Here is a 26,480-nt window from a genome sequence, read left to right on the forward strand (position 1 = left end):
AGAGCACTCGTGATCGGCTCCTCCCCGGCCTGAAGGTCGGGGTATCTGCCGATTGGAGAACCGATGACCGGATCGCTCCTGTTGCAGAGCCTGGTGCTCGGCGTGCTGCTCGGCGGGCTCTACGCCCTGCTGGCCGCGGGCCTGACGCTGTACTTCGGCGTGATGCGCGTGGTGATGCTGGCGCACTCCGCCTTCCTGATCCTGGCGGCATACCTGGCGTGGTTCTTCAACCTCCAGACCGGCTTGGACCCGCTGCTGTCGCTGCTGGTGACCGTCCCGCTGTTCTTCGCGGTCGGCGTGCTCATGCAGCGGTTGCTGATCTCGCGGCTGCGCCCGGCGACGCTGACCATGATGTCGGTGCTGCTGACGTTCGCCATCGCGCTGGTGATCGAAGGCGCGCTCGGGCTCGTCTTCAGCGGCACCCACCGGCGCATCCAGCTGCCCTATTCCGGCGCGGACACCCGGTTCTTCGGCGCCAGCGTCCCGGTGGTGAAGCTGATCGCGTTCGGTCTCGCCGCGGCGTCACTGGCCTCGCTCTACGTGCTGCTGAAGAAGACCCGGTTCGGCCAGGCGCTGCGTGCCACGATCCAGCACCGGGAGGCCGCGCAACTGGTGGGCATCAACACCGGCCGGATCGCCGGCTACGGGTTCGGGTTGGGCCTGGCCACCGCGGCGATCGGCGGAACCGCGCTGGCCCTGGACTCCACGATCTACCCGTCGCTGCACTGGCACTGGATCGGGCCGCTGATGGCGATCATCGTGGTGGGCGGACTGGGCAGCGTCCCCGGTGCGGCGATCGCCGCCATGGTGCTGGGGCTTGGCCAGAGCCTGCTCCAGCTGCCGCTCGGAACGACCTGGGCGCAAACGGTTTTCTACGTCGCCCTGTTCGCCACCTTGCTGCTGCACCCCCAGGGATTCTTCGGAGGCCGCCTTGCGCAGCGTTTCTGATCCCGCCCGCGCCGCGAAGCTCGTCGGCCTGCTCGCGCTGGCCGCGCTGGTGGTCGCTTTCCCCGCGATGGCGCCGGATCCGTTCATCCTGTCGGTCGGCGTGGTGATCATGAGCTACGCCGTGCTGGCCACGTCGTGGAACTTCGTGGGCGGATTCACCGGCTACATCTCGCTGGGCCACGCGGCGTACTCCGGGCTCGGCGGTTACGCCACCGCGCTGCTGGTCGTGCGCGCGGACCTGAACCCGTGGCTCGCGCTGGTCCTCGGTGGCGTGGTCGTCGCGGTGCTCGCGGTGCCGATCGGCGTCGCGAGCCTTCGGGTGCGCGGTGCATCGTTCGTCATCGTCTCGATCGCGCTGGTGCTGATCACGCTGCTGGTCTTCCAGAGCTGGGGGGATTTCACGGGCGGTTCCAACGGTTTGCGCGTGCCGCGCCCGTTCGGTCCGGACGTGCTCCGCCCAGAGCAGCACGAGCGGTTCTTCTACCTGCACGCCGCGCTGCTGGCCGTCGCCCTGCTGTGCTGGTGGGCGATCGACCGCTCCCGGTTCGGCTCCGGGCTGAAGGCGATCCGGGAGGACGAGGACAAGGCCGAGGCGCTCGGGGTGCCGACCTTCACCTACAAGCTCGTCGCGTTCGTCGTCTCGGCGTTCTTCACCGCGCTGGGCGGCGGGCTCTACGCGCTGTGGTTCGGGTTCCTGGACCCGATCTTCCAGTTCTCCGTGCTGACCGGCACCTACCTGGTGCTGATGAGCCTGCTCGGCGGCGTGCGGAGCCTGTTCGGGCCGGTGCTCGGCGCGGTGATCACCGGCTACGCCGTGGAGTACTTCAAGGCCCAGTACGGCGACACCCAGCTGCACCTGGTCGCGCTGGGGGTGCTGCTCGCCGCGGTGGTGCTGTTCATGCCCGACGGGATCATCCCGGCGCTGCGCGACCTGCTGCACCGGTTCCGCCCGCGGACGGCGTCGATCCGGGAAGTCAGCCAGGCCGAGCTCGCCGAGCAGCGCCGGGCCGGGACCGTCGAGGAGGCGCGCCTGTGAGCACGGGACTGGAAACCACCGGCCTGACCAAGTCCTTCGGCGGGGTGCGCGCCGTCGACGGGGCCACCGTCGCCTTCCAGCACGGCAAGGTCAACGCGCTGATCGGCCCCAACGGATCGGGCAAGACCACGTTCTTCAACTGCGTCACCGGGATGATCAGGCCCGATTCCGGCACGGCGAGCTACCGCGGCCGGGACATCACCGGCCGCCCGCCGCACCGGATCGCCCGCGCGGGCATCGGCCGCAGCTTCCAGCTGTGCCGGATCTTCCCGCGGATGACGGCGCTGGAGAACCTGCTGGTCCCGGTCCGCTCCCGGACCCTGCTCGGTCAGCTGGTCGCCGCGCGCCAGCGCGCCGACCTGGACCGGGCGCGCGAACTGCTCACCCGCGTCGGCATCGAGCACCTCACCGACGTGCAGGCCCGCGACCTGTCCTACGGCCAGCAGAAACTCCTCGAACTCGCCGGGGTGCTGATGGCCGATCCCGAGACGGTGCTGCTCGACGAGCCCGCGGGCGGGGTGAACCCGGCGCTGATCGAGCGGATCGGGGAGCTGGTGCGCGCACTAAACGCCGAGGGCCGGACCTTCCTGATCGTGGAGCACAACATGGACCTGGTGATGAGCCTGTCGGACCACGTGGTCGTCTTCGACCGCGGGCGGCCGATCGCCGCGGGCCCGCCCGACGAGGTCCGCAACGACCCGCGAGTCCTGGAGGCCTACCTTGGGATCTGAGCAGCCGGGTTCGGGCGAGCACCTGCTCGAACTCGTCGACGTCGAGGCCGGGTACGGGCGCGCGGCGCTGGTGCTGCGCGGGCTGACGGTGCGGGTGCCGCCGGCCAGCGTGGTCTGCCTCGTGGGGCCCAACGGCGCCGGGAAGTCCACGGTGCTCAAGGTCGCCAGCGGCATGCTCGCGCCGCGATCCGGCCGGATTCTGGTGTGCGGCAAGGACGTCACGAGCCGCCGGCCGCAGCAGATGCTCGAAGCCGGACTGTCCCACGTCCTCCAGGGCCACAGCGTGTTCAAGGAGATGACGGTCGCGGAGAACGTGCTGCTCGGCGCGTACACGCTGCGAGACAAATCCGAGATCGCCGGCCGTGTGGCCTTCGTCCAGGACCTGTTCCCGGTCGTGGCGCAGCGGTGGAACGCGCTGGCCGGGGCGCTGTCCGGCGGCCAGCAGAAGCAGGTGGAGTTCGCCCGGTCCCTGATGGTCAGCCCGAAAGTCGTGCTGCTCGACGAGCCGTCGATGGGCCTGGACCCCAAGGCGACCGAGGCCGTGTTCGCCCAGGTGGCGCGGATGCGCGACGCGGGGACGGCGGTGCTGCTGGTGGAGCAGAACGCCCGCCGCGCTTTGGACGTCGCCGACCTGGGCTGCGTGCTCGACCTCGGCCGGGTGCACATCTCCGGCCCGGCAGCCGACCTCCTCGCCGACCCGCAACTCGGCGAGCTCTACCTCGGCAACCGACGCTCCAGCACCGCATCGTCGAAGACGTTGAAGACAGGGGGCCCGCGAGCATGACCGATCGCACCTACCGCATCCTGATGAACGGCGTCACCGGCCGGATGGGCTACCGCCAGCACCTGCTGCGCTCGGTCCTGGCGATCCGCGACGACGGCGGCGTGCCGCTCGCCGACGGCAGCCACAGCCACATCCAGGTCGAGCCGGTGCTGGTCGGCCGCAACGCCGAGAAGCTGGCCCGCATCGCCGCCGACCACGACATCGCCGAGTGGAGCACCGATCTCGACGCGCTACTGGCCGAGGACGCCGCGGAGATCTACTTCGACACCCAGGTCACCAGCGAGCGCCGCAAGGCGGTGCTGAAGGCCGTGGCCGCGGGTAAGCACGTCTACACCGAGAAACCCGTGGCCGAGACCATGGCCGAAGGCGACGAAATGGTGACGGCGGCCGAAGACGCCGGGGTCGTCAACGGCGTCGTGCACGACAAGATCTTCCTGCCGGGCTTGCAGAAGCTAAAACGGCTGGTGGACGCGGGATTCTTCGGCCGGATCCTCTCCGTGCGCGGGGAATTCGGCTACTGGGTCTTCGAGGGCGACCTGCTGCCCGCGCAGCGGCCGAGCTGGAACTACCGGGCCGAGGACGGCGGCGGCGTGGTGCTGGACATGTTCTGCCACTGGAACTACGTGCTGGAGAACATCTTCGGCCGGGTCCGCGCGGTCACCGCGAAGGCCGTCACGCACATCCCGGAGCGCTGGGACGAGAACGGACGGCGTTACGACGCCACCGCCGACGACGCGGCTTACGCGATCTTCGAGCTCGACGGCGGGGTCATCGCGCAGATCAACTCGTCGTGGGCGGTGCGGGTGGAACGCAAGGAACTGTTGGAGTTCCAGGTCGACGGCACGCACGGTTCGGCGGTTGCGGGCCTGTTCGGCTGCCGCATCCAGCCGCGGGTGCGCACCCCGCGGCCGTCGTGGAACCCGGACCTGCCCACCACCGAGGACTTCCGCGGCCAGTGGGACGAGATCCCCGACAACGCGGAGTTCCGCAACGGTTTCCGCGCGCAGTGGGAACGCTTCCTGCTGGACGTGCACCACGGCAGGCCGCACCCCTACGACCTGGCAGCCGGGGTGCGCGGCCTCCGGCTAGCCCACGCCGGGCTTACCTCGTCAGCAGAGGGCCGCCGCATCGAGCTGCCCACCGGCGGCGCGGCATGAGCGCGATCGAACTGCCCACCGACCGGGGCACCTGGACGGAGGTCGTGCTGCGCGAACCCAGGCGGTGGAAGGAACATCCGCGGCCGTACGGCTCGCGGGTCGCGTTCGCCGCCGCGCACGTGGTCGCCGATCCGCTCGGCGACAACACCCCGGGGGCGCCCGCGGCAGTGGACTGGGAGTCCACATTGGCCTTCCGCCGGGAGCTGTTCCGCTACGGGCTCGGGGTGGCGGAGGCGATGGACACCGCGCAGCGCAACATGGGCCTGGACTGGCCCGCGGTGCGGGAACTCGTCCGCCGCAGCGCCGGGCAGGCCCGCTCCTTCGGCGCCCGGATCGCCTCCGGGGCGGGCACCGACCACCGGGCCGGGGCCACCACCCTCGACGAGGTCGTCGCGGCCTACGAGGAGCAGGTCGGATTCGTGGAGTCGACCGGCTCGCAGGTGATCGTGATGGCCTCCCGCCAGCTTGCCGCCATCGCCGGCGGCACCGACGACTACCGGCGGGTGTACGACGCGGTGCTCGGGCAGGTCGCCGAGCCGGTGATCCTGCACTGGCTCGGCGAGGTCTTCGACCCGCACCTGGCCGGCTACTGGGGCTCGACCGACCTGACCACCGCCACCGAGGTCTTCCTCGATCTGGTCCGCGACCACGCCACGAAGGTCGACGGCGTGAAGGTGTCCCTGCTGTCGGCCGAGCACGAACGTGGTCTGCGCGCCGCACTGCCAGCCGGCGTGCGGCTCTACACCGGTGACGACTTCAACTACCCGGAGCTGATCCGCGGCGACTCGCAACACCACTCGGACGCGCTGCTCGGCGCGTTCGCCGCGATCGCCCCGGCCGCGTCGGCGGCGCTGGCCGCGCTCGACGACGGCGACCTCGCGACCTACGACGCGGAGATGGCTGCGACGCTCCCGCTGTCGCGGCACGTGTTCAGCGCACCGACCTTCTACTACAAGACCGGGATCGCCTTCCTGGCCTGGCTGAACGGCCACCAGCCGGGCTTCACGATGCTCGGCGGATTGCAGTCCGCGCGCAGCATCGTGCACCTGGCGCGGATCTTCGCGCTGGCCAACGATGCGCAGCTGCTGGTCGATCCGGAGTTCGCCGCGCACCGGATGCGGTTGTGGCTCGAGGCCGCGGGGGCCGCCGCATGAGCGCGCGCGACGTGCCGATGAGCGCACCGGCCCGGGTGCCGACTCCGCAGCCCGGCGACCCGCGGTTGGTCCGGCTTTCGCTGAACCAGCGCACGGCCGCCAACTGGTCGCTGCGCGAAGCGGTGGAGGGCTGCGTGGCCGCCGGGCTCGGCTCCATCGGGGTCTGGCGCGAACCGGTTGCGGAGGTCGGGTTGGAGGTTGCCGCGCGGATGGTCCGCGATGCCGGACTGCGGGTTTCTTCGCTGTGCCGTGGTGGTTTCTTCACCTCCGGCGATCCGATCGGCGACAACGTCACCGCCCTCGACGAGGCCGCAGCTCTCGGCTGCGACGCGCTGGTGCTCGTGCCCGGCGGGCTGCCCGCGGGCGACCGCGATCTCGCCGGTGCCCGGCAGCGCGTGGCCGACGCCGTCGCCGCACTGGTCCCGCACGCACGCGAACGCGGGGTGCGGCTGGGCATCGAGCCGATGCACCCGGTCTTCGCCGCCGACCGCGGGGTCATCTCGACGCTCGCCCAGGCCCTGGACATCGCCGAGCGGCACCCGCCGGACCTGGTCGGCGTCGTGGTCGACACGTTCCACGTGTGGTGGGAGCCGGGCGTGCTGGAGCAGATCGCGCGCGCCGGGCAGCGGATCGTCAGCTACCAGATCTGCGACTGGATTACCCCGCTGCCCGCAAACACGCTGCTCGGCCGCGGGATGGTGGGCGACGGCCACATCGACTTCGCGGCGCTCACCCGCGCGGTTTCCGCTGCCGGGTACCGCGGGGACGTCGAGGTCGAGATCTTCAATACCGACGTCTGGGCCGCCCCCGGCTCCGATATTGTCGCCACCCTGACCCGCCGGTACGTCGAGTTCGTGGAGCCGCACCTTTAGCCGCACCGCTAGCCGTGCCGCTAGCCGCACCGTGGAGCCGCACCGCTAGCCGCGCCGCTAGCCGCCAGGAGGAGTCCACATGAGACGAAGAACAAACGACAACTACGGGCGCGTCCGCGACGTCACCATCATCGGCACTCCCGCTCCCCTGACAGCGGTTTCCGGATCTTCCCCCGCAGTCCACCGCTTTCCACCGGCGACCTGCGATGCATGACCAACCCATAACGGCGAGGGATGGAGTCCTACCATGCGCGTGCGCAGATCCTGGGGCGCCGCGATCACCGCAGTGGTGGCCGCAGCGACCCTGTTAGCACCACCGGCGGCCGGTCCCGCCGACGAACCGATCACCGATCCGATCCCCGAAGAGCCGCAGCAGTCCCGGCTCGGCCTGGTGCTCCAGGAAGTCGCGCAGCTGCCCGCGTCCGAGGCGACGCCCCCGGCGACCGACCCGCGGTTGATCCGGCACAACCGGATCAACTACATCGGCGAGGTGCCCGACGGCTCCGGGCGGATGTTCGTGCCCGACCTCAACGGCCCGCTGTACCTGCTGGACGGCGGTCAGCAGCACGTGTACCTGGACTTCAAGGCACGCTTCGAGCACTTCTTCTCCGGGCGCGGGATGGGCAGCGGCTTCGGTTTCGTCGCCTTCCACCCCGACTTCGCGCGCAACGGCAAGTTCTACACGGTGCACAGCGAGGACAAGGCGGCCATCGACTCCGAGGAGCCGACCTATCCGAACCAGCCGAAGGCGTCCGTGCAGAGCGTGGTGACCGAGTGGACCGCCGACGATCCCGCCGCCGACGTGTTCACCGGTTCCCAGCGGGAGATCTTCCGGTTCGGGTTCACCACCCAGCTCCACGCCATCCAGCAGATCGACTTCAACCCCACCGCCAAGCCGGGCGACCCCGACTACGGCCTGCTGTACCTGGGAGTCGGTGACGGCGGCATCGGCCTGGACTCCGACGTGCCTCAGGACATGAGCACCCCGGCGGGCAAGATCCTGCGGATCGACCCGGCGGGCACGGACGCACCCAACGGCCAGTACGGCATTCCGGCGTCGAACCCGTTCGCCGGCACGCCCGGCGCGCTGGGCGAGATCTACGCCGTCGGCATGCGCGACCCGCACCGGTTCAGCTGGGACCCCGAGGTTCAGCACGCGATGTACCTCGGCCACATCGGCCAGCACGCGATCGAAGCGGTGTACGAGGTCCGCGCCGGGGACAACTTCGGGTGGAGCGAGCGCGAGGGTGACTTCACCTTCCGCCCGGAGAACCAGTGCTACCTGTACCCGCTGCCGGCGGACGACGAGAAGTACGGTTATGTCTACCCGGTGGCCGCCTACGACCACGATCCGCCGCAGGGCTGGCCGTGCAACTCCGACAGCGGCCACGGGATCTCCGGTGGCCAGGTGTACCGGGGAGCGCAATTTCCGCTGCTGCAGGGCAAGTACGTCTTCGGCGACCTGGTGGACGGCCGCGTGTTCTACACCGACGTCAACCGGATGAAGCGCGGCGCGGAGCGCGCGCCCCTGCACGAGTTGCAGCTGTTCGACACCGCGGGCAAGCAGCTGCGGATGACGGACTTCGCCGGGGATGGTCGGGTGGACCTGCGCTTCGGCACCGACTCGCAGCGCAACCTGTACCTGCTCGCCAAGGCCAACGGCAAGATCTGGAAGGTGGCCGGAACGCGGATGGCCCCCGGCTCGGAGGTCACCGCGCAGGTGAAGCGGAACCTGGTCGCCTACTACGACTTCGAGCGGCCCTTCGCCGCCGACGATTCCCGCGAGCTCGACCGCGGCTCGTCACGTACCCTGCTGAGCCTGCTGGGCGGCGGTGCGGACATGCGGGTGGCCGACGGCGCGTTCCCCGGCAGCAACAACGCCCTCCAAGCTCAGCAGATCAACCCCGGAGTGGCCGGCAAGGACGACTGGAAGGCCGGTGTCTGGGACGGCAACGGCGTCTCGTCGCTCAGCGCGTTCAATGGCACCGGGGGCGCGACCGTGATGGGCTGGTTCAAGATGACCGGCGAGAACCCCAGCCTCAACTCGAACACACCGGACCCGGGCGACCGGTACAACGCCGTCGGCTTGGCCGGGATCCTCAGCGGCAGCTCCGATGGTCACGACGTCCGGGCGCTGCTGGAGTTAACCCAGGTCGACGGTGAACTGCGGCTGGTGGGGCTGGGCCGCCGCATCGACGGAGGCAGCGCCCAGACATTCGCCGCCGGGCAGGACTGGCGCGAGATACTGCCGCCCGACGAATGGGTGCACCTGGCGGCGACGTTCGACTACACGACCGGCGAAATCGCCCTCTACCGCAACGGCCAGCCGCTCCCGGGCGTCTACACGGTCCCGGGCGACCCGTGGCGGCTCGACGGGTCTGGTACGACGAAGACGAACCCGCGAGGAATCAAGATCGGCGGCAGCTTCCCGCAGAACACGGCGGAGCGAAGCCCGTGCAACTGCCGGATGGACTCGCTGATGTTCCTGAACACGGCGGCAGAACCAGCAACGATCAACCACCAGTACCGCCGCTTCTTCCAACGGTAAAACCCCAACGCAGGGCGGCTGTTCGATTGACGCACATGAGTTCGGAGACCTAGATTGGCTGAAATCATCGTTGCCTGACGGGAATTGCGGTATGGGCCGACTTGCGGACAAGGACAGTGCCGTCCGGAAGCAGCGGAAGCTCGCCAACGCTCCTAACGCCGCGGACTTCTCCGAAGCGCTGGCGCGGGGCATGGCGGTGCTGTCCGCCTTCGACGGTGAGAACCGGCGGCTGACGCAGGCCGATCTTGCCCGCAAGCTCGACCTCTCGCGCGCCACGGTTCGGCGCGCCGTGCTGACCCTCGAGCACCTCGGGTATCTCGTCGCCGACGGTCACGCGTACGAGCTCAGTCCGCAGATCCTGCGGCTGGCCGCGGGATACCTGACCTCCAACGTCACCGGCTCCGTCATGCAGCCCGTCTGCGACCGGATCTGCGCGCAGGTGCAGGAGGCGTGCTCCGTCGCCGTGCTCGACGGCGCGGACGCCGTCGTGATCGCCCGCGCCGTGCCGAACCGGCTGATCCAGGTGGGCAGCGGCATCGGTTACCGGACCCCGGCCGCCATCTCGTCGCTGGGCAAGGTCCTCCTCGCGCACCTGCCGCCGCAGGAGCAGGCGAGCGCGCTCGGTGCTATCGGCGCCGAGGCGGCGTCGCTCGACGGCATCGAGCGGGACGGCTACTGCTACGTCGCCAACGACGTCGAACCGGGAGCACATTCGATCGCCGTGCCCCTGCGCCGGTGGGACGGCCGGGTCGTCGCGGCCCTGCACGTGGGATGCAGCATCGAGCGGATCTCCCCCGATGCCATGCACGACGAGGTCCTAACGCTCCTGCGCGAAGCGGCCGGCGAACTGCACAACCAACTCATCTGAGCCATCCGTCCGAAGTGGACCGCTGCGCTGAACCCGCCTTCAGGAAGGTGGCGATTTCGCGCGAAATCGCCGCCCCCAACGCCTGCCAAGTGGCGATTTCGCGCGAAATCGCCGCCCCTCTGCTCGGGCGCTCTGCTCGATACCCTGATCGCATGGCTGACTACGTGCAGGTTGTGACGACGACGGACTCGGAAGAAGCGGCGGCGACCTTGGCGCGGAGCATCGTGGAAGCGAAGGGCGGCGCCTGTGTGCAGGTGGTCCCGGTCCGCAGCTTCTACCGGTGGGCGAACGCCGTTCAGGATGACCCGGAATGGCAGCTTCAGATCAAGACGTCGGCCGGGCGGGCTCGACGCGCTGATCAAGCACATCAACGAGCACCACACCTACGACGTGCCCGAGATCATCGCGACACCGATCACCGGCGGCAGTGATGCCTACCCGTCGTGGGTCGACGAGGAAACTCAAGCCTGAGAATTCGCGAGCAGCCCCGACGTAACCCGCTACCGCAGGGCTTCGGCCGTACCTCGTCCGCTGTCCTGCGGCAGCACCTCGGTTAGTTCCCACAGCCGATCTTGAGCGAGGCTTGCCTCGGTTCGGACGGCGAGCGGCAAGGCTTCGGCCGCCAGCTCGTCAGCCCGGTCGACGTCCGACCGTGTTGCGGCCGAAAGGGCGAGGTCCGCGACCACGAGCGCTCGAACCTTTGTCTCGGTCGGCGACAGCGCGGAGAGCAGCGACCCGGCAAGAGAGTCGGTCTCGCGGTGGCCCAATCGCCCGTACGACGAAACGGCGAGACTGCCGAGCCTGCTCGCGCCGAAGAAGCTCGTCCACGCGCGCTCGTGGTGCGGGCGGGCGTAGTCGAACGCGGTTGTCGGCGGTGAAAGCACGTTCAAGCGCACGTTCGGCCGTTTGTAGGTATGACCAGTAGTTCAAGGTGCAGGCGGTCAGCGGTCCGTCGCCTGCCTCGTCAGCGAGCTCAAGCGCTCGCCTGTACCGGCTCACCGCTTCGCGCGGCCGTGACAGGTCGAACGCGAGCCATCCGGCAAGCGCCTCGGTTCCCCCGGCCGCGGACAGCAACCGGCGGCGGTCTTGCTCACGGGTGGTCGCTTCGAGCAGGCGTCGCAGCGTGGCGCTGTGCTCCGTCAACGAGGCGAGGATCGTGCGTGACGGGGTGGTCTCTTCCAGGCGGAAGAATTCGGTCGTGCGGTCCTCGACAAGGCTGATGGCGGCGGAATCCGGCGCCCGTCCGTGCTCGATTGTGTCGGCGAGCCGCTGCCACGGAGCGGCGCTCATGATGGCGGCGGCGCCCGAGAAGTCGCCGACCTTTCCCCCGCGCACGAGCAGCAGCAGCGCGGCCAAGCCCGCCGTGAGTGCTTTTGGGGGCTATCGCGCCCAAAAGCACTCACGGCGTCGCGACCGCGCCCGACATCCCGAGTCCGCACGGGTGCGCGGGGACTCGCCGAGCGGCTTCCCCCGTCGTGTTAGGCGAGACATGCCAGCAGCGGGCACGTGTCCTGTTCCCGCGTCCGCTGCTGGTCACCAATCCAGCATGCGGCACCGGCTGCGGAGGCGACCGGACTCGGCGCGGCTGGTGCACAATGGCCGCCCGCTGTGGGACGCGGAAACGAACTTTCCCGACCACGACGTGTTCGCCGCCATCGTCGACGGGTTCGGTTACCTCTCCTACCAGGACGCCACCCGAGACAAGGCGTACCCCGAGGGCGACCCCGCCTCGGAAGGCTGCGAGTTCGACGACGATGACTTTCCGCCGGGTTCGGGCCTGCCGGTCGAGCGGTTTACCGAGGTCCTCGTCGAGTTCCTCAACAGCGCCGACCGACCCGCCTCGGTGACGTGGCGCGACGAGCACCCCGAGGCCGCGGGCGAGTAACCCGCTCGACGGCGGTCACGTTCCGCGCCGGTGGCGCGGCGGGTGAGCCGCTGCGTGAAATCGCAGGCGAGCGCGGCGTTCCCATCGCCGGCCTCGACGTCGAGGATCACCCCGACCTCGCGGGGAACGGTGCGCATGATGTGCTCGGCCTGCGCTGCGGCGCTGATACCGCCCTCTTGGTAGTGGTAGGCCGTGTGCAGCAGGCCAGCGGCGCGCGCCTGGTCGAGGTGGTGGCGAACTGGGGCGATTTCGCGCGAAATCGCCGCCCCCAACGCCTGCCAAGTGGCGATTTCGCGCGAAATCGCCACAACAGGAATCACCGGGTCGCCAGAGGTGCCGGTGCCAGACCAGGCGCCGGCCCAGGCGCCGGCCCAGGCGCCGGCTGGCCAGGCTTTCCCGTGCTCAGTCGAGGCGGTCCGCCATGAGTTCGCCCGCCATGATGGTCGCCAGGTTCGTGTTCGCCCTGGGGCACGTGGGGAAGATCGACGCGTCGACGACGCGCAGCGCCTCCAGGCCCAGCACCCGGCATTCGGGATCGACCACCGCGGCCGGGTCCGACGGGCTGCCCATCCGGCACGTGCTCGTCGGGTGCTGGGCGTCGAACGCCGTCGCCAGCAGATACTCATCCAGTTCGGCGTCGTCGTCGATGGCCGCGAACAGCTCCGCGTTGAGCCGGTCCGGCGAGAAGGCGGTGATCGGAGCGACCTCGTCGCTGCGCACCAGCTCGACGAGCTGTCGGATGCCGCCGCGCATCCGGGAGAGATCGCGCTCGTCGGCGAGCATCCGCTCGCGCACCTCCGGCTGGACTGCCGGGTCAGCCGAGGTCAGGCTGACCCGGCCCCGGGAGTGGACCTGGTTGACCCACAGGCCGAAGGAACCCGCGCCGAAGTTGACGTCGGCGATCTCCATCGCCAGTACGCTCTGGTTGGCCGAGATAACAAGCATGTCGTTGTCCTGCGCCGCCGGATCGTCGCTGGTGTAGCGGATGCAGACGTTCGTGTGCCGATCGTCGGGCGTGCGCATCGCCGATTCCTCGTTCAGCGGGATGCCGACGAAGACCACCGGATGGTCCTGCAGGCCCTGGCCGACCGGCAGGTCCCGCAGCACGTCGATGCCCAGCGAACGCAGCTGCCCGGCCGGGCCGATGCCGGAGCGCAGCAGGATCGACGGCGTGTGGATCGCGCCCGCGCTCAGCACGACGAGGTCCGCGTGCTCATCGGTCATCGCACCGTCCACGAGCACCCGGACACCGGTGGCCCGCCCACCGGAGACCAGGACCCGGTCGACCACCGCGTCGCCCCGGACCACCAGGTTGGGCAGGTCACGGGCGGGATCCAGGTAGGCGTCGTTGGTCGACACCCGACGGCCCAGGCACGAATTGATGGGGTACGGCGAAATTCCGGTCGCGCCAGGGGCGTTCACGTCCGCGGCCCAGCCGTACCCGGCGGCGCGGGCCGCCCGGGCCAGCGCCGCGTCCACCGCTCCCCACTCCGCCTCCGGTGTCCGGTAGATCGGGATCGGACCGCCGCGGCCGTGGTACGGGGCGTCGCCGAACTCCTCGTCGTCCTCCAGCTTCGCGAAGTAGGGCAACACGTCCTCGGGCGCCCAGCCGGTGCATCCCGCTCGGGCCCAGTCCTCGAAGTCCTCCACCGGCGGACGGATCGCGATCTGTCCGTTGATCGCCGAGCTGCCGCCGGCCCCGCGCCCGCGCCAGTACGGCGCCGGCTTTTGCTTCTCGGTCCGCGACGCGTTGAGCCCCGGCCACACCAGGGGCCGGGCCGCCTCGGGGTCCAGCAGCGCGCGCATCGGGTTCGGTGACCGCCACACCTCCGGCATCTCGTGCGAGCGGTAGTCCGGACCGGCCTCCAGGAGCAGGACCCGCCTGCCGTCCTGAGCGGCGCGAGTCGCGACGACGGCACCCGCCGATCCCGCCCCCACCACGATCAGATCCCAACCACCGACGGCCATAGCCCCACCTCGACGTTCGATTAACGCACACAAGTTCGATTATCATGCGGCGTCACCGTACGTTCGCCGCCTCGGAGGGCGCAACGGATTTCCCGGCGACACCGCACGAGCACGGTCAAGTGCCACCTCGACGCAGCGGGCGCGTTCCCTGTATCCGCAATTCAGAAGTCAGGGCCGATGAGTTCGGCGCCCGGACGGGGTCTATTCCTGCGAACCGCAAGCGGTGAGCGTGATCAAGGAGAGAATCCATGAGCCCCAACGCACTACCTCCCGTCGTCGATGCCCACACCTGGCAGCGCCAACTCGATGCGTTGCGCGCCCGGGAGAAGGCCGCGACCCGAGAACTCGATGCGATCGCCGCCCAGCGCCGCCGCATGCCGATGGTCGAGATGCCCGACTACACCCTCGAGGGCGAGCAGGGACCGGTCCGGCTGGCAGACATCTTCGGCGGCATGTCGCAGTTGATCGTCTACAACCACATGTGGTCCCCCGGGAAGCAGTGGCAGTGCCCCGGCTGCACCGGGTTCACCTCGCAGTTCACCCGGTTGGAGTTCCTGGAGAACTGGGACGCCCGGTTCGTCATCGTCACGCAAGGACCGATCGACGAGGCGCTCGCCTACAAGCGGCGGGTCGGGAACAAGATGGCTTGGTACTCCACCGCGAACAGCTCATTCGGCACCGACGTCGGCGCACCACCCGGTGGAGGATTCGCCGTCAACGTGTTCCTGCATGACGGCGATACCGTTTATCGCACCTGGCACACCAACGGCCGCGGCACCGAGCAGATCAGCCACACCTTCGCGCTGATCGACCTGCTGCCGTACGGGCGGCAGGAGGAGTGGCAGGACTCGCCCGAGGGCTGGCCGCAGGGCCCCACCTACAGCCGGTGGGCCAGCTCCGAAGACATCGCCGCGCACTACGGCTCGGATGATTGACGGGGTAGTTCAGGCGCTTATCGATCTGCCCGGGACGGCCGGGAACGAGGCCAGGCCGCGGACGACCGACGCACGCCGTGTATCACGGCCTGGTGGTGCCCAAATCGGCCGGCGTCCACTTGGGACAGTCCGAGCAGGTCGCAGATTACCCGGATCGGCAGCATCGGCAGCAGGCCGACGCAGTCGCGGAGCAGGTCGAAGCTGCCACGCTCAATCGCCTCGTCCAGCAGTTCGTCGGCGATGTCCCTCGATCCGCTGCCGGTACTTCGCCATGCGGTCTTCGACACGCGACAACTCCTCGTCGTCCACCCGGCCGATGCGCGGTTAGGAACACTTCGTGGTGCTCGGGCGCAAGGTGTCGAACGCCTCCAGCAAGAAGACCGCGGGACCGGTCGTGAGTGCGAAAGCCGGCAAGAACCGGCTCTCGCACTCACGATTCGTCACCCGCGGCGCATTCCGCGCTCGATGGCATCGATGATCCGCGGGCGCAGTTCGTCGGCGCGGACGATCGCGTCGACCGACCCGACCGCTACGGCCCGCTGGATGCTGTGCACCCGGTCGAACTCCGCCGCCACCTCGCTGAGCTTCTCCGCGCGCACCGCCGCCCGGACATCGGCCAGCTTCAGGTTCAGCGTCGCCCGCTCGGTGCCGTGGGCCTCGGCGACGAGCTCTTCGAGCTCGCGCACCGCGGGGTCGTTCGCCGTCCGCGCGTTGACCTCGCCCGCGAAGACCACCGCGGCCGCCGGCGCACCGCCGATCACCGAGGCGAAAGAACCCTCCACGGCGAGCACCGTCATGTTCGGGTTCAGGGCCTTGGAGAACACCACGAAGGCGCCGCCGTGGTACCGGGAGATCACGCAGAACACGATCGGGCCGCGGAAGTTCACGATGGCCCGGCCGATTTCGGCGCCGTACTCCAGCTGCAGCTTCCGCATCGACTCCGGCGAGCCGTCGAACCCGGACAGGTTCGCCAGCACCACGAGCGGCCGGTTCCCGCTGGCCGCGTTGATCGCCCGCGCCGCCTTCTTCGACGAGCGCGGGAACAACGTCCCTGCGGTGTAGGAGTCCGGCCCGTCGGTGGGCGGGAAACCGCGGCGTGCCACCGGCTGGGATTCGATCCCGAGCAGGCACACCGGCCAGCCGCCGAGGTGCGCGTCCTGCACGACCGCGGTGTCCGCGTCGGCCATCCCGGCCCAGCGCTCCAGAACGGGGTGGTCCTGGTCGGCGACCGCCCGCAGCACCGTGCGGATGTCGAAGGACTTCTTGCGGTCCGGGTTGCTCGCCGCGGCGAAGATCTCGCCCACCGTGGTGAAGTCGCTGCCCGCCAACGCGTGCGGGAAACCGGAGATGTCCCGGTCGTGCGGGTCGGTGGTGCCGGCCCGCCGCGGCGCGGACTCGCCCGGGACGACGTAGGTGTGGTCGTAGTGCGCCATCAGCACGTCACGCGCGGCACCGAGGTTCGGTGCCCAGTACTGGGCCTGGCCGTTCGGCCCCATCACCCGGTCGTAGCCGCCGATGCCGAAGTTGTCCTCGGCCGACACGCCGCCGGAGAAGTCCAGCGACTGCTTGCCGGTCAGCACCATCGCCGAATCCGGCGTCATCACCAGGATTCCCTTGGTGTGCATGAGCATCGTGGCCTCGGCGTTCCAGTACGGCTGGGCGCCGACGTTGATCCCCGCTACCACGATGTTGATCTCGCCGCCGTCCTGGGTGAACTGGACGATCCGCTTGAGCGCGGCGGCCACCCAGTCCATGTTCTCCGTGCCGGAATCCATCGAGATCCGGGCACCCGCCGACAGCGCGAACCACTCCAGCGGCACCTGCAGCCGTTCGGCCAGGTCCAGGGCTGCGATCACGCGCGAGCACTCCGGTTCCGACAGCGCGCCGAGCGCCTTGGTCGGATCGCCCAGCAGCACCACCCGGGTCACTCCCTCGGGATGAAGCTCGGTCGGCGTGCTGACGACGCCGGCGACGATGGCCGCCGAGTTCTTGCCCTTCGGGCGGTCCACCGGCGCCAGCACGCCGGTCTCGTCGAGGTCGTGCTCGACGAACGTGCCGCCGGGCCCGGCGAGCATGCCGGTCAGCTCGTACGGGTAGGCCGTGCCGCGCTTCGCGGCGCGCAGCACCTTCTGGCGGTAGCTGTCCAGCGGCTCGATCGGTTCGGTCGGCGGCTCGATGGCGGACAGCTGCATCCCGGTACCGGCGTCGTAGCCGATCCGCACGGCGAATTCGCGGAGCTCGCCGGTCTCCGGGTCGCGCCGGCGCCCGAGGAACAGCACTTCCTCCAGCCCGGCACCCGCGGTCGTGGGCAGCACCCGTTGCGCGATCGTGTTCAGCTCATCCGTGGACAGCTCGCTCGGCGGCCACACGTAGATGGTGATCCGGTTGGTGCCGGACTGGTTGTTTCCATTGGGCGCACCGGGTTTCGCCTGCGCCTTGCGGACCGCGTCGAGGCACGCGGTGAGCACGCCTTCCGCGGCGGGCAGCGCGACGAGCCTGCCATCGTCGTCCCGGAGCGGCGTCAGGTCCCGCACCTGGGCCAGCGCCACGAACCGCTCGTCGGAGGGGTTGTTCGGCGCCACGCAGCGGAAGAGGTAGACCTCCTCGTCGGCCGAAGGCAGGCGGGTGAGGTCGAATTCGCCCAGCCGCTCCAACTGCATCCGCTCGGCGATGCGCGGGTGCAGCCCGCGGATCAGGCGTTCCTCGGCGAAGCCGGTCGGCGACGGGCGGAACGTGAAGTGGTGGTGCATCACCGCGCCGCTGCGGCCCGCCACGGTGGTGGTAATGCGGCTGACCTGGCTCGGCAGCGGTTGGGCCGCGAGCACCTCGGCCAGCTCTGCCGCCATCGCGTCGGTGTCCTCGGGCTGATCGGCCCAGACGAGGTAGATATCGGCCACCAGCTCGCCTTCCGGCGCCAGCTCGCCCAACGCCCGCACGGCAGCGGGCAGGGCTGCGAAGTCGACCGCGGTGGCCACCACGCGCGAGTGCGCGCTCCGGTGCTCGGCGATGACGAACGTGCAGCCCGCGACCCGGGTCGTGCGGACGTCTTCGAGTTCCCGGTTGCCGTAGTAGCGGCGGGTGAGCACCTCCAGCAGCGGCGCCGGATCGGTGCCCTCGCGGCCGATGCGCTGCCCGACCAGCCGGACCAGCGGTTCGGCGCTGGTGACCATGGCGGAGATCCGCCCCGCCCGGTCCGGTGCGTCCGGGTGCTCGTCGAGGTGGCGCAGGTGCTTGCGCACGCCCGCGTAGACCTCCGCGCGGCTGCGCCGCAGCATGGGCTGGGCGAACCAGCGGAAGACCACGGTGCGGGCCAGGTCAGAGACGGCGGGAAACCGGAGCTGGGTGGCCGCGATCAGGTGTTCCAGCGCCAGTCCCGCGGCCTGGCGAGCCGCCCCGGACGGGGGTGCCTCGGCGAGCCACTGCCGCAGCAGCGCGGTCACCACCGCCGCGTCCGTCGTGGCGCGCTGCTGGGCTAGGAAGATCCGGAAGACGGCCTCTTCCAGCTCGGGCGTCCGGTCCAGCTCCTGGACCCCGTAGTTACCGAGCACCCGGACGAGGCGCTGCTGGAACGTCTCGGAGAGCCCGGCCCGCTCGACGTCCAGGCTCTGCAGGTAGGTGTGGAAGTACTCGCGGGGGCTGTGCACCCGCGAGTCCGCCTTCGTCTCCTCCCCGACCGGCCGGTTGCGGCTCAGCTCGGAGAGGTCGGCGAACACCGCCAGCAGTTCGATCTCCTCGGCGAGCGGGCGCTGCCCGGCCTCGACGAGTTCCGCCCGGGCGGTCAGGTAGTCCGTCAGCACCCGGCGCTCGTCGTGCGGGTCCACGTCGAACCCGAGCAGCAGGCTGCGCAGATCCTGCTGGCCGCGGGTCGCCCGCTGCTGCGCGCCGAGACCGTCCGGCCCCGGGGGCAGGGCGAGGTCGGCGGCGGCTTCCCCGGTGGGCTGCTCGGAGCCGGCCTCGTCCTGGTCGCCGAGCGGTTCCAGCCGCAGCAGCGGCGCGCCGGTCTCGACCTGGCTGCCCGCCCGCACCATGCATTCCCGCAGCTTCGCGCGGAACGGCGCGCGCACCACGGTCTCCATCTTCATGCTCTCCAGCACGATCACGGGAGCACCGGCTTCGACCTCGGCGCCGGCCTCCAGCGGGGTGGCGACCACCAGGGCAGGCGCCGGTGCGCGCAGCACACCGCCCTCGTCCCGGCTGACCCGGTGGGCGACGCCGTCGACCTCCACCAGGTGCACGGGGCCGTGGGTGTCGGTGACCAGCCGGAACCGCTGCCCGTTGACCGCGATCTGCCCGGCGTGCGAGTCGAACCGCTCGACCTCGACGTCCGCGGGGTGGACGTCGCCGCCGTTTGCGGTGGCGATGCCGACCCGGAACCGCTGGTCACCTACGCGCGCCACCTGCACCCGGTAATCGGCGCCCCGCAGCTTGAGCTCCAGCGGTCGACCGCTCTCGTGGCGCGCCTGGGGTCGGCCGCCGTGCGCGGCGGCCAGGAACCGCTGCCGTTCGGCGAGTTCGGCGTCTTCGTAGTCCTTGATGGCGGCCGCGGCCAGCGCGATCGCGGAGTGCCGGTGCGCCTGGAGCTCGCCCTGCGCGCGCGCCCGGTCGATCCACCCGGTGTCGGCGGTGGCCTCGATCACCTCGGGCCGGTCGAGCAGGTCGAGCACGAAGCTTTTGTTAGTCGCGCCGCCGGAGACGATGACCGTGGTCTGCGCCATCGCCCGGCGCAGCCGGGCCAGCGCCTCGTCGCGGTCCCGGCCGAACGCGATGATCTTGGCGATCATCGAGTCGAAGTCGGCGGGAATGGTGTCGCCCTCGCTGACCCCGGTGTCCACCCGGATGCCGGGACCGGCCGGGAAGTCGAGGCGGACGATCTTGCCCGGGGACGGGGCGAAGTCGCGGTCCGGGTCTTCGGCGTTCAGCCGGGCCTCGACGGCGTGCCCGCTCTCGGCGGGCGGCTCGCCCTCCAGCTTGCCGCCGCCCGCCACATGCAGCTGGGCCTTGACCAGGTCGACGCCGGTGGTGGCCTCGGTGATCGGGTGCTCCACCTGGAGGCGGGTGTTGACCTCCAGGAAGGCGAACAGCCGCTCGCCGGGGTGGTAGAGGAACTCCACGGTCCCCGCGCCCTGGTAGCCCACGGCGAGGGCGAGCCGCTCGGCGGCGGCCTTGAGCTCCCCGCTCTGCTCGGTGCTGAGCACCGGGGAGGCCGATTCTTCGATGACCTTCTGGTTGCGCCGCTGGATCGAGCAGTCCCGCACCCCCAGCGCCCACGCCGTGCCCTGCCCGTCGGCGATCACCTGGACCTCGACGTGCCGGGCACCCGTGACCAGCCTTTCGAGGAAGACCGCGCCGCTGCCGAAGGCGCGCTCGGCCTCCATCCGGGTGCGCTCGTAGGCGTCGACCAGTTCCCGCTCGTCGTTGATCATCCGGATGCCGCGGCCGCCACCACCGGCGGTCGCCTTCAGCATCAGCGGGTAGCCGATCTCGGTCGCGCTGCGGATCGCCGCGTCCAGGTCGGCGACCTCGCCGCGGCTCCACGGCGCCACCGGGACGCCGACCTCCTCGGCGATCAGCTTCGCGCCGATCTTGTCGCCGAGCTTGCGCATCGCCTCAGGGCTCGGCCCGATGAAGGTCACGCCCAGCTTCTCGCAGAGCTCGGCGAACGCCGGGTCCTCGGCGACGAACCCCCAACCGACCCACGCCGCGTCGGCACCGGTTTCGGTCAGCGCCCGCTCCAGGACGCCGAGGTCCAGGTAGGGCCGCGCGTGCGCCGGGCCGAGGTCGTAGCTCAGATCGGCCTCGCGCACGAAGGCGGCCGTGCGGTCGGCGTCGGTATAGAGGGCCACGGTCTCGATCCGGGCCCCGGTTTCCGCCGCGACCTCCCGCACGGCATGGATCAGCCGCATCGCAGCTTCCCCGCGATTGACGATCGCAACACGACTGAACACCGAGCAGACCTCCTGCAGCTTTCTCTCCTGGGGGCAACAACACCCCGCTAAGCACACCTTCCTGGCTACCGGTTGGTATGGATATGTCGCAACTACGGCGTGGTGCGCCCCGAAAATCGTCGGGCATCGCCAAATCGACCCGACCGGCGGCCCTCCCGACTGCCCCGGCGCAGCAATTTCAGTGATCTATATCTCTTCGGGCGGCCCTCGGTCGGCCGATCACCGGCCCCGGCAGCCGGGCAGCCGACGCCCGTGAGCACTTTGCGGTGCTATAGCACCCAGAAACACTCACGGGCCCTGCGCCGGCCGATTCGGTCACCCGGTCGGTGCCCGAGCCGTCCATCCGGTGGATTGCGCCCGAACCGGGGTTGCAGCACGCTACCCGGGGGATCACGACTATGACCGTCACCACTCGTTCAGCGGCAGGCTCTGAGACCGGGTGGCTCCTGCCGAGCGCGGTGACAGGGGAGGCCGGATGGTGCTGCCAGCGCCGAGCACGCGCCCGACGCTGCTGGGTGTCCGGGTGCCGCGCATCGAGGACGACCGACTGGTCACCGGGCGTGGCCGCTACGTCGCCGACGTGGTCCTGCCGGGCATGGTGGAGGCCGCGTTCGTCCGCAGCGAAGTCCCGCACGCCCAGGTGCGCGGCGTCACCACGTCGGCCGCGCTGGATTCGCCCGGGGTGTGCGCGGCGTTCGGCGGTTCGGACCTCGGCATCCCCGCGGTTCCGGACCTGATGCCCTGGGTCCGCCCCGTTCGGCACTTCCCGCTGGCGCGCGACCGGGTCCGCTACGTCGGCTGCCCGCTCGCGGTGGTGGTCGCCGACGACCGCTACCTCGCCGAGGACGCCGCCGAACTCGTCGACGTCGACCTCGAACCGCTGCCCACCGTCGACACCGTCGACGCGGCCCTCGCCGCGGACGCGCCGCTGCTCTACCCGGAGTGGAACGACAACCTCCTGCTGTCGCTGGCCCCGGAGAACCCGGCCGTGGACGAGGCGTTCGACCGGCTGCGCGTGATCAGCGGCACCTACACGACCCACCGCCACGCGGCCGTTCCCATGGAACCGCGCGGCGTCGTGGCCGAGTACCGCGACGGGCGGCTGTCGGTGTGGACCTCCACCCAGGCCGCCTTCATGGTGCGGTCGATGCTGTCCGCCGTGCTGGGCCTGCCGGAGCGCGACATCCGGGTGATCACGCCCGACGTCGGCGGCGGTTTCGGCCAGAAGAACGAAATCTACCCCGAGGACTACGTGATCCCGTGGCTGGCGATGCGGCTGCACCGCCCGGTGCGCTGGATCGAGGACCGCCACGAGCACCTGATCACCGCGTGCCACGCCCGCGACATGCGCATCGAGCTTTCCGCCGCGGTCCGCGACGACGGCACCATCGAGGCCCTGCGCGGGCGGATCCGCACCGACCTCGGTTCCGGCGAGATGTTCCCCGCCGGGTTCGGTCCCAGCCTGGTGGCCGTCGGATCGCTGTGCGGGCCCTACCGGATTGCGCACCAGCGCGTGGCGGTCCAGGGCGTGGTCACCAACAAGACCCCGCTCGGCGCCTACCGCGGTTTCGGCATGCCCGAAGGCACTTTCGCCATCGAGCGGCTGGTGGACAAGATCGGCCGCGAACTGGGCATCGATCCGCTCGAACTGCGCCGCCGGATGATCATCGAACCGCACGAGCTGCCCTACGAGACGGCCGCCGGCGCGCGGCTGGACTCCGGGAGCCACCGCGCGGCCTTCGATCGCGCCGTCGAGATCGGCGAACGGCTGCTGGCCGCCGAACGCGAAAGCGCAGCACCTGGCACGCGCCTTGGCGTCGGCTACGCCACCTACATCGAAGGTGTCGCCGCCAGCGCGTTCTCGATCACCGGCAACTGGAGCGGACAGGATTCCGCCGACGTGCGCTTCGACGCCGACGGCGGAGTCACCGTGGCGGTCGGCATCTCGGCCATGGGGCAAGGCGCGCACACCATGGTGGCCACCCTGGTCGCCGAGGAACTGGGCCTGCCGATCGAGCAGGTGCGGGTGGTGATGGGCGACACCGACACCGCCCCGTTCGGCCTGGGCAGCTGGGCGAGTCGCAGCGCCGTCGTCGCCGGCGGCGCGATCGCGCGGGCCGCCGAAGTGTTGCGGCGCAAGGGAACCGACATCGCCGCGCACCTGCTGGAAGCCGCCCCGGACGACCTGGAGCTGGCCGACGGCGGGTTCCAGGTGCGCGGCAGCCCGGGCAGCTCGGTGTCCTGGGCGCAGGTGGCGCGGGTGGCGCTGACCCGCACGTTCGAGCTGCCGCCGGGAGTCGAACCCGGGCTCGACGCGCGCGCGAGCTACGAGCCGCCCGGAATGGACCACGCGCCCCGGCCCGACGGCAAGATGAACGGTTCGGCCACCTACACCAACGCCACGCACGCCGCGATCGTCGAGGTCGACACCGCCACGGGGGTGGTGAAGGTGGTGCGGTATGCCGTGGTGCACGACTGCGGGCGCGTAATCAACCCGCTGACCGTGGCCGGCCAGATCCACGGCGGTGTCGCGCAGGGCATCGGCGGCACGCTCTACGAGCAGCTGCCCTACGACGACGGCCAACCGCTGGCCACCACGTTCATGGACTACGTGCTGCCCACCGCCTGCGAGATCCCCGAGATCGAAACCGAGGAGCTCAGCAGTCCCGCGCCCGAAACCCCCTTCGGCATCAAGGGCGTGGGCGAGGCGGGCATCATCGGCCCGCCGGCCGCGATCGTGCGCGCCGTTGAGCACGCCCTGGAACCACTGGGCGTGGCCGACATCGACACCACCCCGCTGACTCCGTCGGCGGTGCGGCGCCTGATCGAGGAGGCCGCGTCTTGAAGCCCCCACCGTTCGACTACGCCCGCCCCCAAACCCTCGGCGAAGCGGTGCGGCTGCTCGCCTCCGACGAGGACGCGAAAGTCCTTGCGGGCGGCCAAAGTCTGCTGCCGATGATGAACTTCCGGCTCGCCCGCCCCAGCATCCTGGTCGACATCGGCCGGCTGCCGGAGCTGACGGAGCTGCGCCGCGAGGACGACGTGCTGATCATCGGCGCCGGCGTTCGGCAGCGGGCGGCCGAGACCTCCCCGCTGATCCGGCAGACCTGCCCGCTGCTCGGACGCGCGCTGCGCCACGTCGGCCACCACCAGATCCGCTCCCGCGGCACCGTCGGCGGATCCCTGGCACACGCCGATCCGGCCGCCGAGCTGTGCGCGTCCGCGTGCGCGCTGGACGCCGATGTCGTGGTGACCGGTGTCGGCGGCCGGCGCACCATCGCCGCCACCGACCTGTTCCTCGCGCCCTACGAAACTTCGCTGGCCGCCGACGAAATCCTCACCGAGGTGCGAGTGCCGATTCGCGAAACCGCCCGCTGCGGCTTCGCCGAGATCACCCGGCGCTCCGGCGATTTCGCCATCGCAGGAGTCGCCGCGGCGCTGGAGTTCGACGACGGGACCGTGACCCGCGCGCGGCTGGCCGGCCTGGGCATCGGCGGCACGGTCCGACGACTCGCCGAAGCCGAAGAGGCGCTGCGCGGGCGGGCGCTCACCGCGGAGTCGATCAACGCGGCGGCCCGGGCCGCCGCGGACTCCGCCAGCCCGCCCGACGACCTCCACGCCGACCCCGCAACCCGCCGCGCCGCACTGCAGGCGGCCGCGCAGCGAGCCCTGGAGCAGGTGGCGCATGGCTGACAACCCCACCGCACACCGCGAGATCACGCTCACCGTCAACGGCCGGAAGGTCCAGCGCCTCGTCCCGGTGCGCCGGCTGCTCGTGGACTTCCTGCGCGACGACCTCGGCCACACCGGCACCCACGCCGGCTGCGAACACGGCATCTGCGGCGCCTGCACCGTGCTCATCGACGGCGAACCCGCGCGTTCCTGCATCACCCTTGCCGTGCAGGCCGACGGCACCGAGGTCACCACGGTGGAAGGCATCACCCCCGACGATGGCCTGAGCCCGGTGCAACAGGCGTTCAAGGACTGCCACGGACTCCAATGCGGTTTCTGCACACCGGGATTCGTCGTGACGCTGTCCGCCGCCGACCCCGATGATCACCCCGACGACGCCTCGATCCGCGAACTGCTGTCGGGAAATCTCTGCCGCTGCACGGGATACCAGCACATCGTCGACGCCGTGAACGAAGCCTGGGGCCGCACCCCTGGCTGAGCGGCCCGTGCAGTGACGTGGCCGCCTGATCCCACCTCCGTGCCGCGATCGGCAGATCCCCGGCGCTGGCGAGGACGGCCACGAACGCGGTGCTGACATCTCCGGCAGGTTGGGTACTCCTCATGTGCGAGGGAGCTTCGCAGGTCTGGAAGCCGGCACGGGGAGGATGCAATGAACGAGCACCGGTACACCATCGTCGTCGGCGTCGACGGCTCGCCCGCTTCCAAGGCGGCCCTGCGGTGGGCCGTCTGGCAGGCGGGACTGGTCGACGGCGGCATCACCGCCCTGATGGCCTGGGACGCTCCGCTCATCTACAACTGGGAAGCCCCCGGGCTCGAGGACTTCGCCACCACCACCGCCAAGAACCTGCACGAGGTGGTCAACGATGTTGCCGGCGACTCCGAGGTGGAGATCAGCAGGGAAGTCGCGCAGGGGCACCCGGCGCGGGCGCTGCTGGACGCCGCCGAGTCGTCCAACGCGAATCTGCTCGTTGTGGGCAGCCGCGGTCACGGCGGATTCACCGAGGCGCTCCTCGGCTCGGTCAGCCAGCACTGCGTGCACCACGCCCGTTGCCCAGTGGTCGTGGTCCGCGGCGACTCCTGACCAGTCGCGGCCCGCGGAAACCTCGATCATCCGAGCGATGCGGCGTGGTCGGGCACGTACCTGAACGCGTCGCGGGGCGGACGCCGGTAGCCGCTGGCGCCCGCCCGCGCGGGCAGGTCCACCCGGGGGCGCGGAACCTCGTGGTACGGCACGCTCGACAGCAGGTGAGCGATCATGTTGATCCGCGCCCGCCGCTTGTCCTCGCTTTCCACCAGGTACCAAGGGGATTCCGGGGTGTCCGTCGCGGCGAGCATCTCGTCCCGCGCGCGGGAGTAATCGTCCCAGCGGGTCACCGACTCCAGGTCCACGTGCGAGAGCTTCCACTGGCGCATCGGGTCCTCGACGCGTTTGCGCAGCCGACGCTCCTGCTCGGTGCGGCTGATCGAGAACCAGTACTTGCGCAGCAGCAACCCGTCGTCGATGAGCAGCCGTTCGAAGATCGGGCACTGCTCCAGGAAACGCCGGTGCTCGTCCTCCGTGCAGAAACCCATGACGTGCTCCACCCCGGCGCGGTTGTACCAACTCCGGTCGAACAGCACGATTTCCCCCGCCGCGGGCAGTTGCGCGATGTAGCGCTGGAAGTACCACTGCGTCCGCTCCCGCTCGGTCGGGGCGGGCAGCGCGGCGATCCGGGCCACCCGGGGGTTGAGGTACTCCGCGACGCGCCTGATCGTGCTGCCCTTCCCCGCCGCATCGCGCCCCTCGAACAGCACCACGAGCCGCTCGCGCTCGGCCCGGACCCATTCCTGCAGCTTCACGAGCTCCGCTTGCAGCCGCAAGAGCTCGCGTTCGTAGGTGGCACGTGGCAACCGCCGCGGCCCGGGGTGCGCCACATCGGACCGAGCCGCATCACCGGCACTGGTCATGTCGCTCAC

The 26,480-nt window shown here is 70.5% G+C and carries 20 protein-coding genes and 1 pseudogene; 16 read left to right on the forward strand and 5 right to left on the reverse strand.

All coding sequences use genetic code 11. The annotated features are described in order from the left end of the window. The first annotated feature begins 63 nt into the window (after positions 1–63). From ACRXBZ_RS05895 to cutA, 10 genes and pseudogenes are all read left to right on the forward strand, one after another. Complete coding sequence (locus tag ACRXBZ_RS05895) at positions 64–948, forward strand: branched-chain amino acid ABC transporter permease (protein WP_433878154.1); 885 nt, start codon at positions 64–66, stop codon at positions 946–948. Further along, entirely contained in the window at positions 932–1,984 is a 1,053-nt protein-coding gene (locus ACRXBZ_RS05900; protein WP_433878155.1) for a branched-chain amino acid ABC transporter permease, read from the forward strand. Before ACRXBZ_RS05895 ends, ACRXBZ_RS05900 begins: the two co-directional genes overlap by 17 nt. Next, positions 1,981–2,715: an ABC transporter ATP-binding protein gene (locus tag ACRXBZ_RS05905; RefSeq protein WP_433878156.1), complete on the forward strand. Its 735-nt coding sequence runs from the start codon at positions 1,981–1,983 to the stop codon at positions 2,713–2,715. The genes ACRXBZ_RS05900 and ACRXBZ_RS05905 overlap by 4 nt, the downstream gene beginning before the upstream one ends. Continuing rightward, a complete protein-coding gene (locus ACRXBZ_RS05910; protein WP_433878157.1) occupies positions 2,705–3,499 on the forward strand; it encodes an ABC transporter ATP-binding protein in 795 nt (264 codons plus the stop codon). The genes ACRXBZ_RS05905 and ACRXBZ_RS05910 overlap by 11 nt, the downstream gene beginning before the upstream one ends. Continuing rightward, entirely contained in the window at positions 3,496–4,656 is a 1,161-nt protein-coding gene (locus ACRXBZ_RS05915; RefSeq protein ID WP_433878158.1) for a Gfo/Idh/MocA family protein, read from the forward strand. The genes ACRXBZ_RS05910 and ACRXBZ_RS05915 overlap by 4 nt, the downstream gene beginning before the upstream one ends. Beyond that, positions 4,653–5,810 carry a dihydrodipicolinate synthase family protein gene (locus ACRXBZ_RS05920; protein WP_433878159.1) on the forward strand — a complete coding sequence of 386 codons (1,158 nt, stop codon included), beginning with the start codon at positions 4,653–4,655 and terminating at the stop codon, positions 5,808–5,810. Before ACRXBZ_RS05915 ends, ACRXBZ_RS05920 begins: the two co-directional genes overlap by 4 nt. Then, positions 5,807–6,682, forward strand: coding sequence for a sugar phosphate isomerase/epimerase family protein (locus ACRXBZ_RS05925; protein WP_433878160.1), 876 nt, complete (start codon positions 5,807–5,809; stop codon positions 6,680–6,682). The genes ACRXBZ_RS05920 and ACRXBZ_RS05925 overlap by 4 nt, the downstream gene beginning before the upstream one ends. A 247-nt stretch (positions 6,683–6,929) precedes the next feature. Further along, a complete protein-coding gene (locus tag ACRXBZ_RS05930) occupies positions 6,930–9,230 on the forward strand; it encodes a PQQ-dependent sugar dehydrogenase (RefSeq protein WP_433878161.1) in 2,301 nt (766 codons plus the stop codon). 91 nt (positions 9,231–9,321) lie between these two features. After that, complete coding sequence (locus ACRXBZ_RS05935) at positions 9,322–10,098, forward strand: IclR family transcriptional regulator domain-containing protein (RefSeq protein ID WP_433878162.1); 777 nt, start codon at positions 9,322–9,324, stop codon at positions 10,096–10,098. Between the two features lie 152 nt (positions 10,099–10,250). Then, positions 10,251–10,569 (forward strand): annotated as a pseudogene (gene cutA, locus ACRXBZ_RS05940) (divalent-cation tolerance protein CutA). A 29-nt stretch (positions 10,570–10,598) separates the two neighbouring features. Here the strand turns inward: cutA and ACRXBZ_RS05945 are convergent. After that, a complete protein-coding gene (locus ACRXBZ_RS05945; RefSeq protein WP_433878163.1) occupies positions 10,599–10,982 on the reverse strand; it encodes a hypothetical protein in 384 nt (127 codons plus the stop codon). 662 nt (positions 10,983–11,644) lie between these two features. Here ACRXBZ_RS05945 and ACRXBZ_RS05950 point away from each other — a divergent pair. Next, on the forward strand, positions 11,645–11,983 hold the full coding sequence (locus ACRXBZ_RS05950; protein WP_433878164.1) for an Imm1 family immunity protein: 339 nt from the start codon (positions 11,645–11,647) through the stop codon (positions 11,981–11,983). A gap of 402 nt (positions 11,984–12,385) precedes the next feature. On the opposite strand, the gene ACRXBZ_RS05955 is transcribed toward ACRXBZ_RS05950, so the two are convergent. Beyond that, complete coding sequence (locus ACRXBZ_RS05955) at positions 12,386–13,951, reverse strand: GMC family oxidoreductase (RefSeq protein WP_433878165.1); 1,566 nt, start codon at positions 13,949–13,951, stop codon at positions 12,386–12,388. Between the two features lie 248 nt (positions 13,952–14,199). Here ACRXBZ_RS05955 and ACRXBZ_RS05960 point away from each other — a divergent pair, with 248 nt between their 5' ends. Continuing rightward, positions 14,200–14,886 carry a DUF899 domain-containing protein gene (locus ACRXBZ_RS05960; RefSeq protein ID WP_433878166.1) on the forward strand — a complete coding sequence of 229 codons (687 nt, stop codon included), beginning with the start codon at positions 14,200–14,202 and terminating at the stop codon, positions 14,884–14,886. A gap of 17 nt (positions 14,887–14,903) precedes the next feature. Here the strand turns inward: ACRXBZ_RS05960 and ACRXBZ_RS05965 are convergent, their stop codons facing one another. Continuing rightward, a complete protein-coding gene (locus ACRXBZ_RS05965; protein WP_433878167.1) occupies positions 14,904–15,173 on the reverse strand; it encodes a hypothetical protein in 270 nt (89 codons plus the stop codon). 153 nt (positions 15,174–15,326) lie between these two features. Continuing rightward, complete coding sequence (locus tag ACRXBZ_RS05970; protein WP_433878168.1) at positions 15,327–20,831, reverse strand: ATP-binding protein; 5,505 nt, start codon at positions 20,829–20,831, stop codon at positions 15,327–15,329. A 475-nt stretch (positions 20,832–21,306) separates the two neighbouring features. Between ACRXBZ_RS05970 and ACRXBZ_RS05975 the strand changes: the two genes are divergently transcribed. From ACRXBZ_RS05975 to ACRXBZ_RS05990, 4 genes are all read left to right on the forward strand, one after another. Continuing rightward, positions 21,307–23,676 carry a xanthine dehydrogenase family protein molybdopterin-binding subunit gene (locus ACRXBZ_RS05975; RefSeq protein WP_433878169.1) on the forward strand — a complete coding sequence of 790 codons (2,370 nt, stop codon included), beginning with the start codon at positions 21,307–21,309 and terminating at the stop codon, positions 23,674–23,676. Beyond that, positions 23,673–24,524: an FAD binding domain-containing protein gene (locus tag ACRXBZ_RS05980; protein WP_433878170.1), complete on the forward strand. Its 852-nt coding sequence runs from the start codon at positions 23,673–23,675 to the stop codon at positions 24,522–24,524. The genes ACRXBZ_RS05975 and ACRXBZ_RS05980 overlap by 4 nt, the downstream gene beginning before the upstream one ends. Further along, complete coding sequence (locus tag ACRXBZ_RS05985) at positions 24,517–25,002, forward strand: (2Fe-2S)-binding protein (protein WP_433878171.1); 486 nt, start codon at positions 24,517–24,519, stop codon at positions 25,000–25,002. Before ACRXBZ_RS05980 ends, ACRXBZ_RS05985 begins: the two co-directional genes overlap by 8 nt. Positions 25,003–25,173: 171 nt before the next feature. After that, positions 25,174–25,605: a universal stress protein gene (locus tag ACRXBZ_RS05990; RefSeq protein ID WP_433878172.1), complete on the forward strand. Its 432-nt coding sequence runs from the start codon at positions 25,174–25,176 to the stop codon at positions 25,603–25,605. A gap of 26 nt (positions 25,606–25,631) precedes the next feature. Here the strand turns inward: ACRXBZ_RS05990 and ppk2 are convergent, their stop codons facing one another. Next, positions 25,632–26,471, reverse strand: a complete 840-nt coding sequence (gene ppk2, locus ACRXBZ_RS05995; protein WP_433878173.1) for a polyphosphate kinase 2 — start codon at positions 26,469–26,471, stop codon at positions 25,632–25,634. Positions 26,472–26,480 lie beyond the last annotated feature (9 nt).

The organism is Saccharopolyspora hattusasensis, assembly GCF_050972075.1.
In the GTDB taxonomy this organism is placed as follows: Bacteria; Actinomycetota; Actinomycetes; order Mycobacteriales; family Pseudonocardiaceae; genus Saccharopolyspora; species Saccharopolyspora hattusasensis.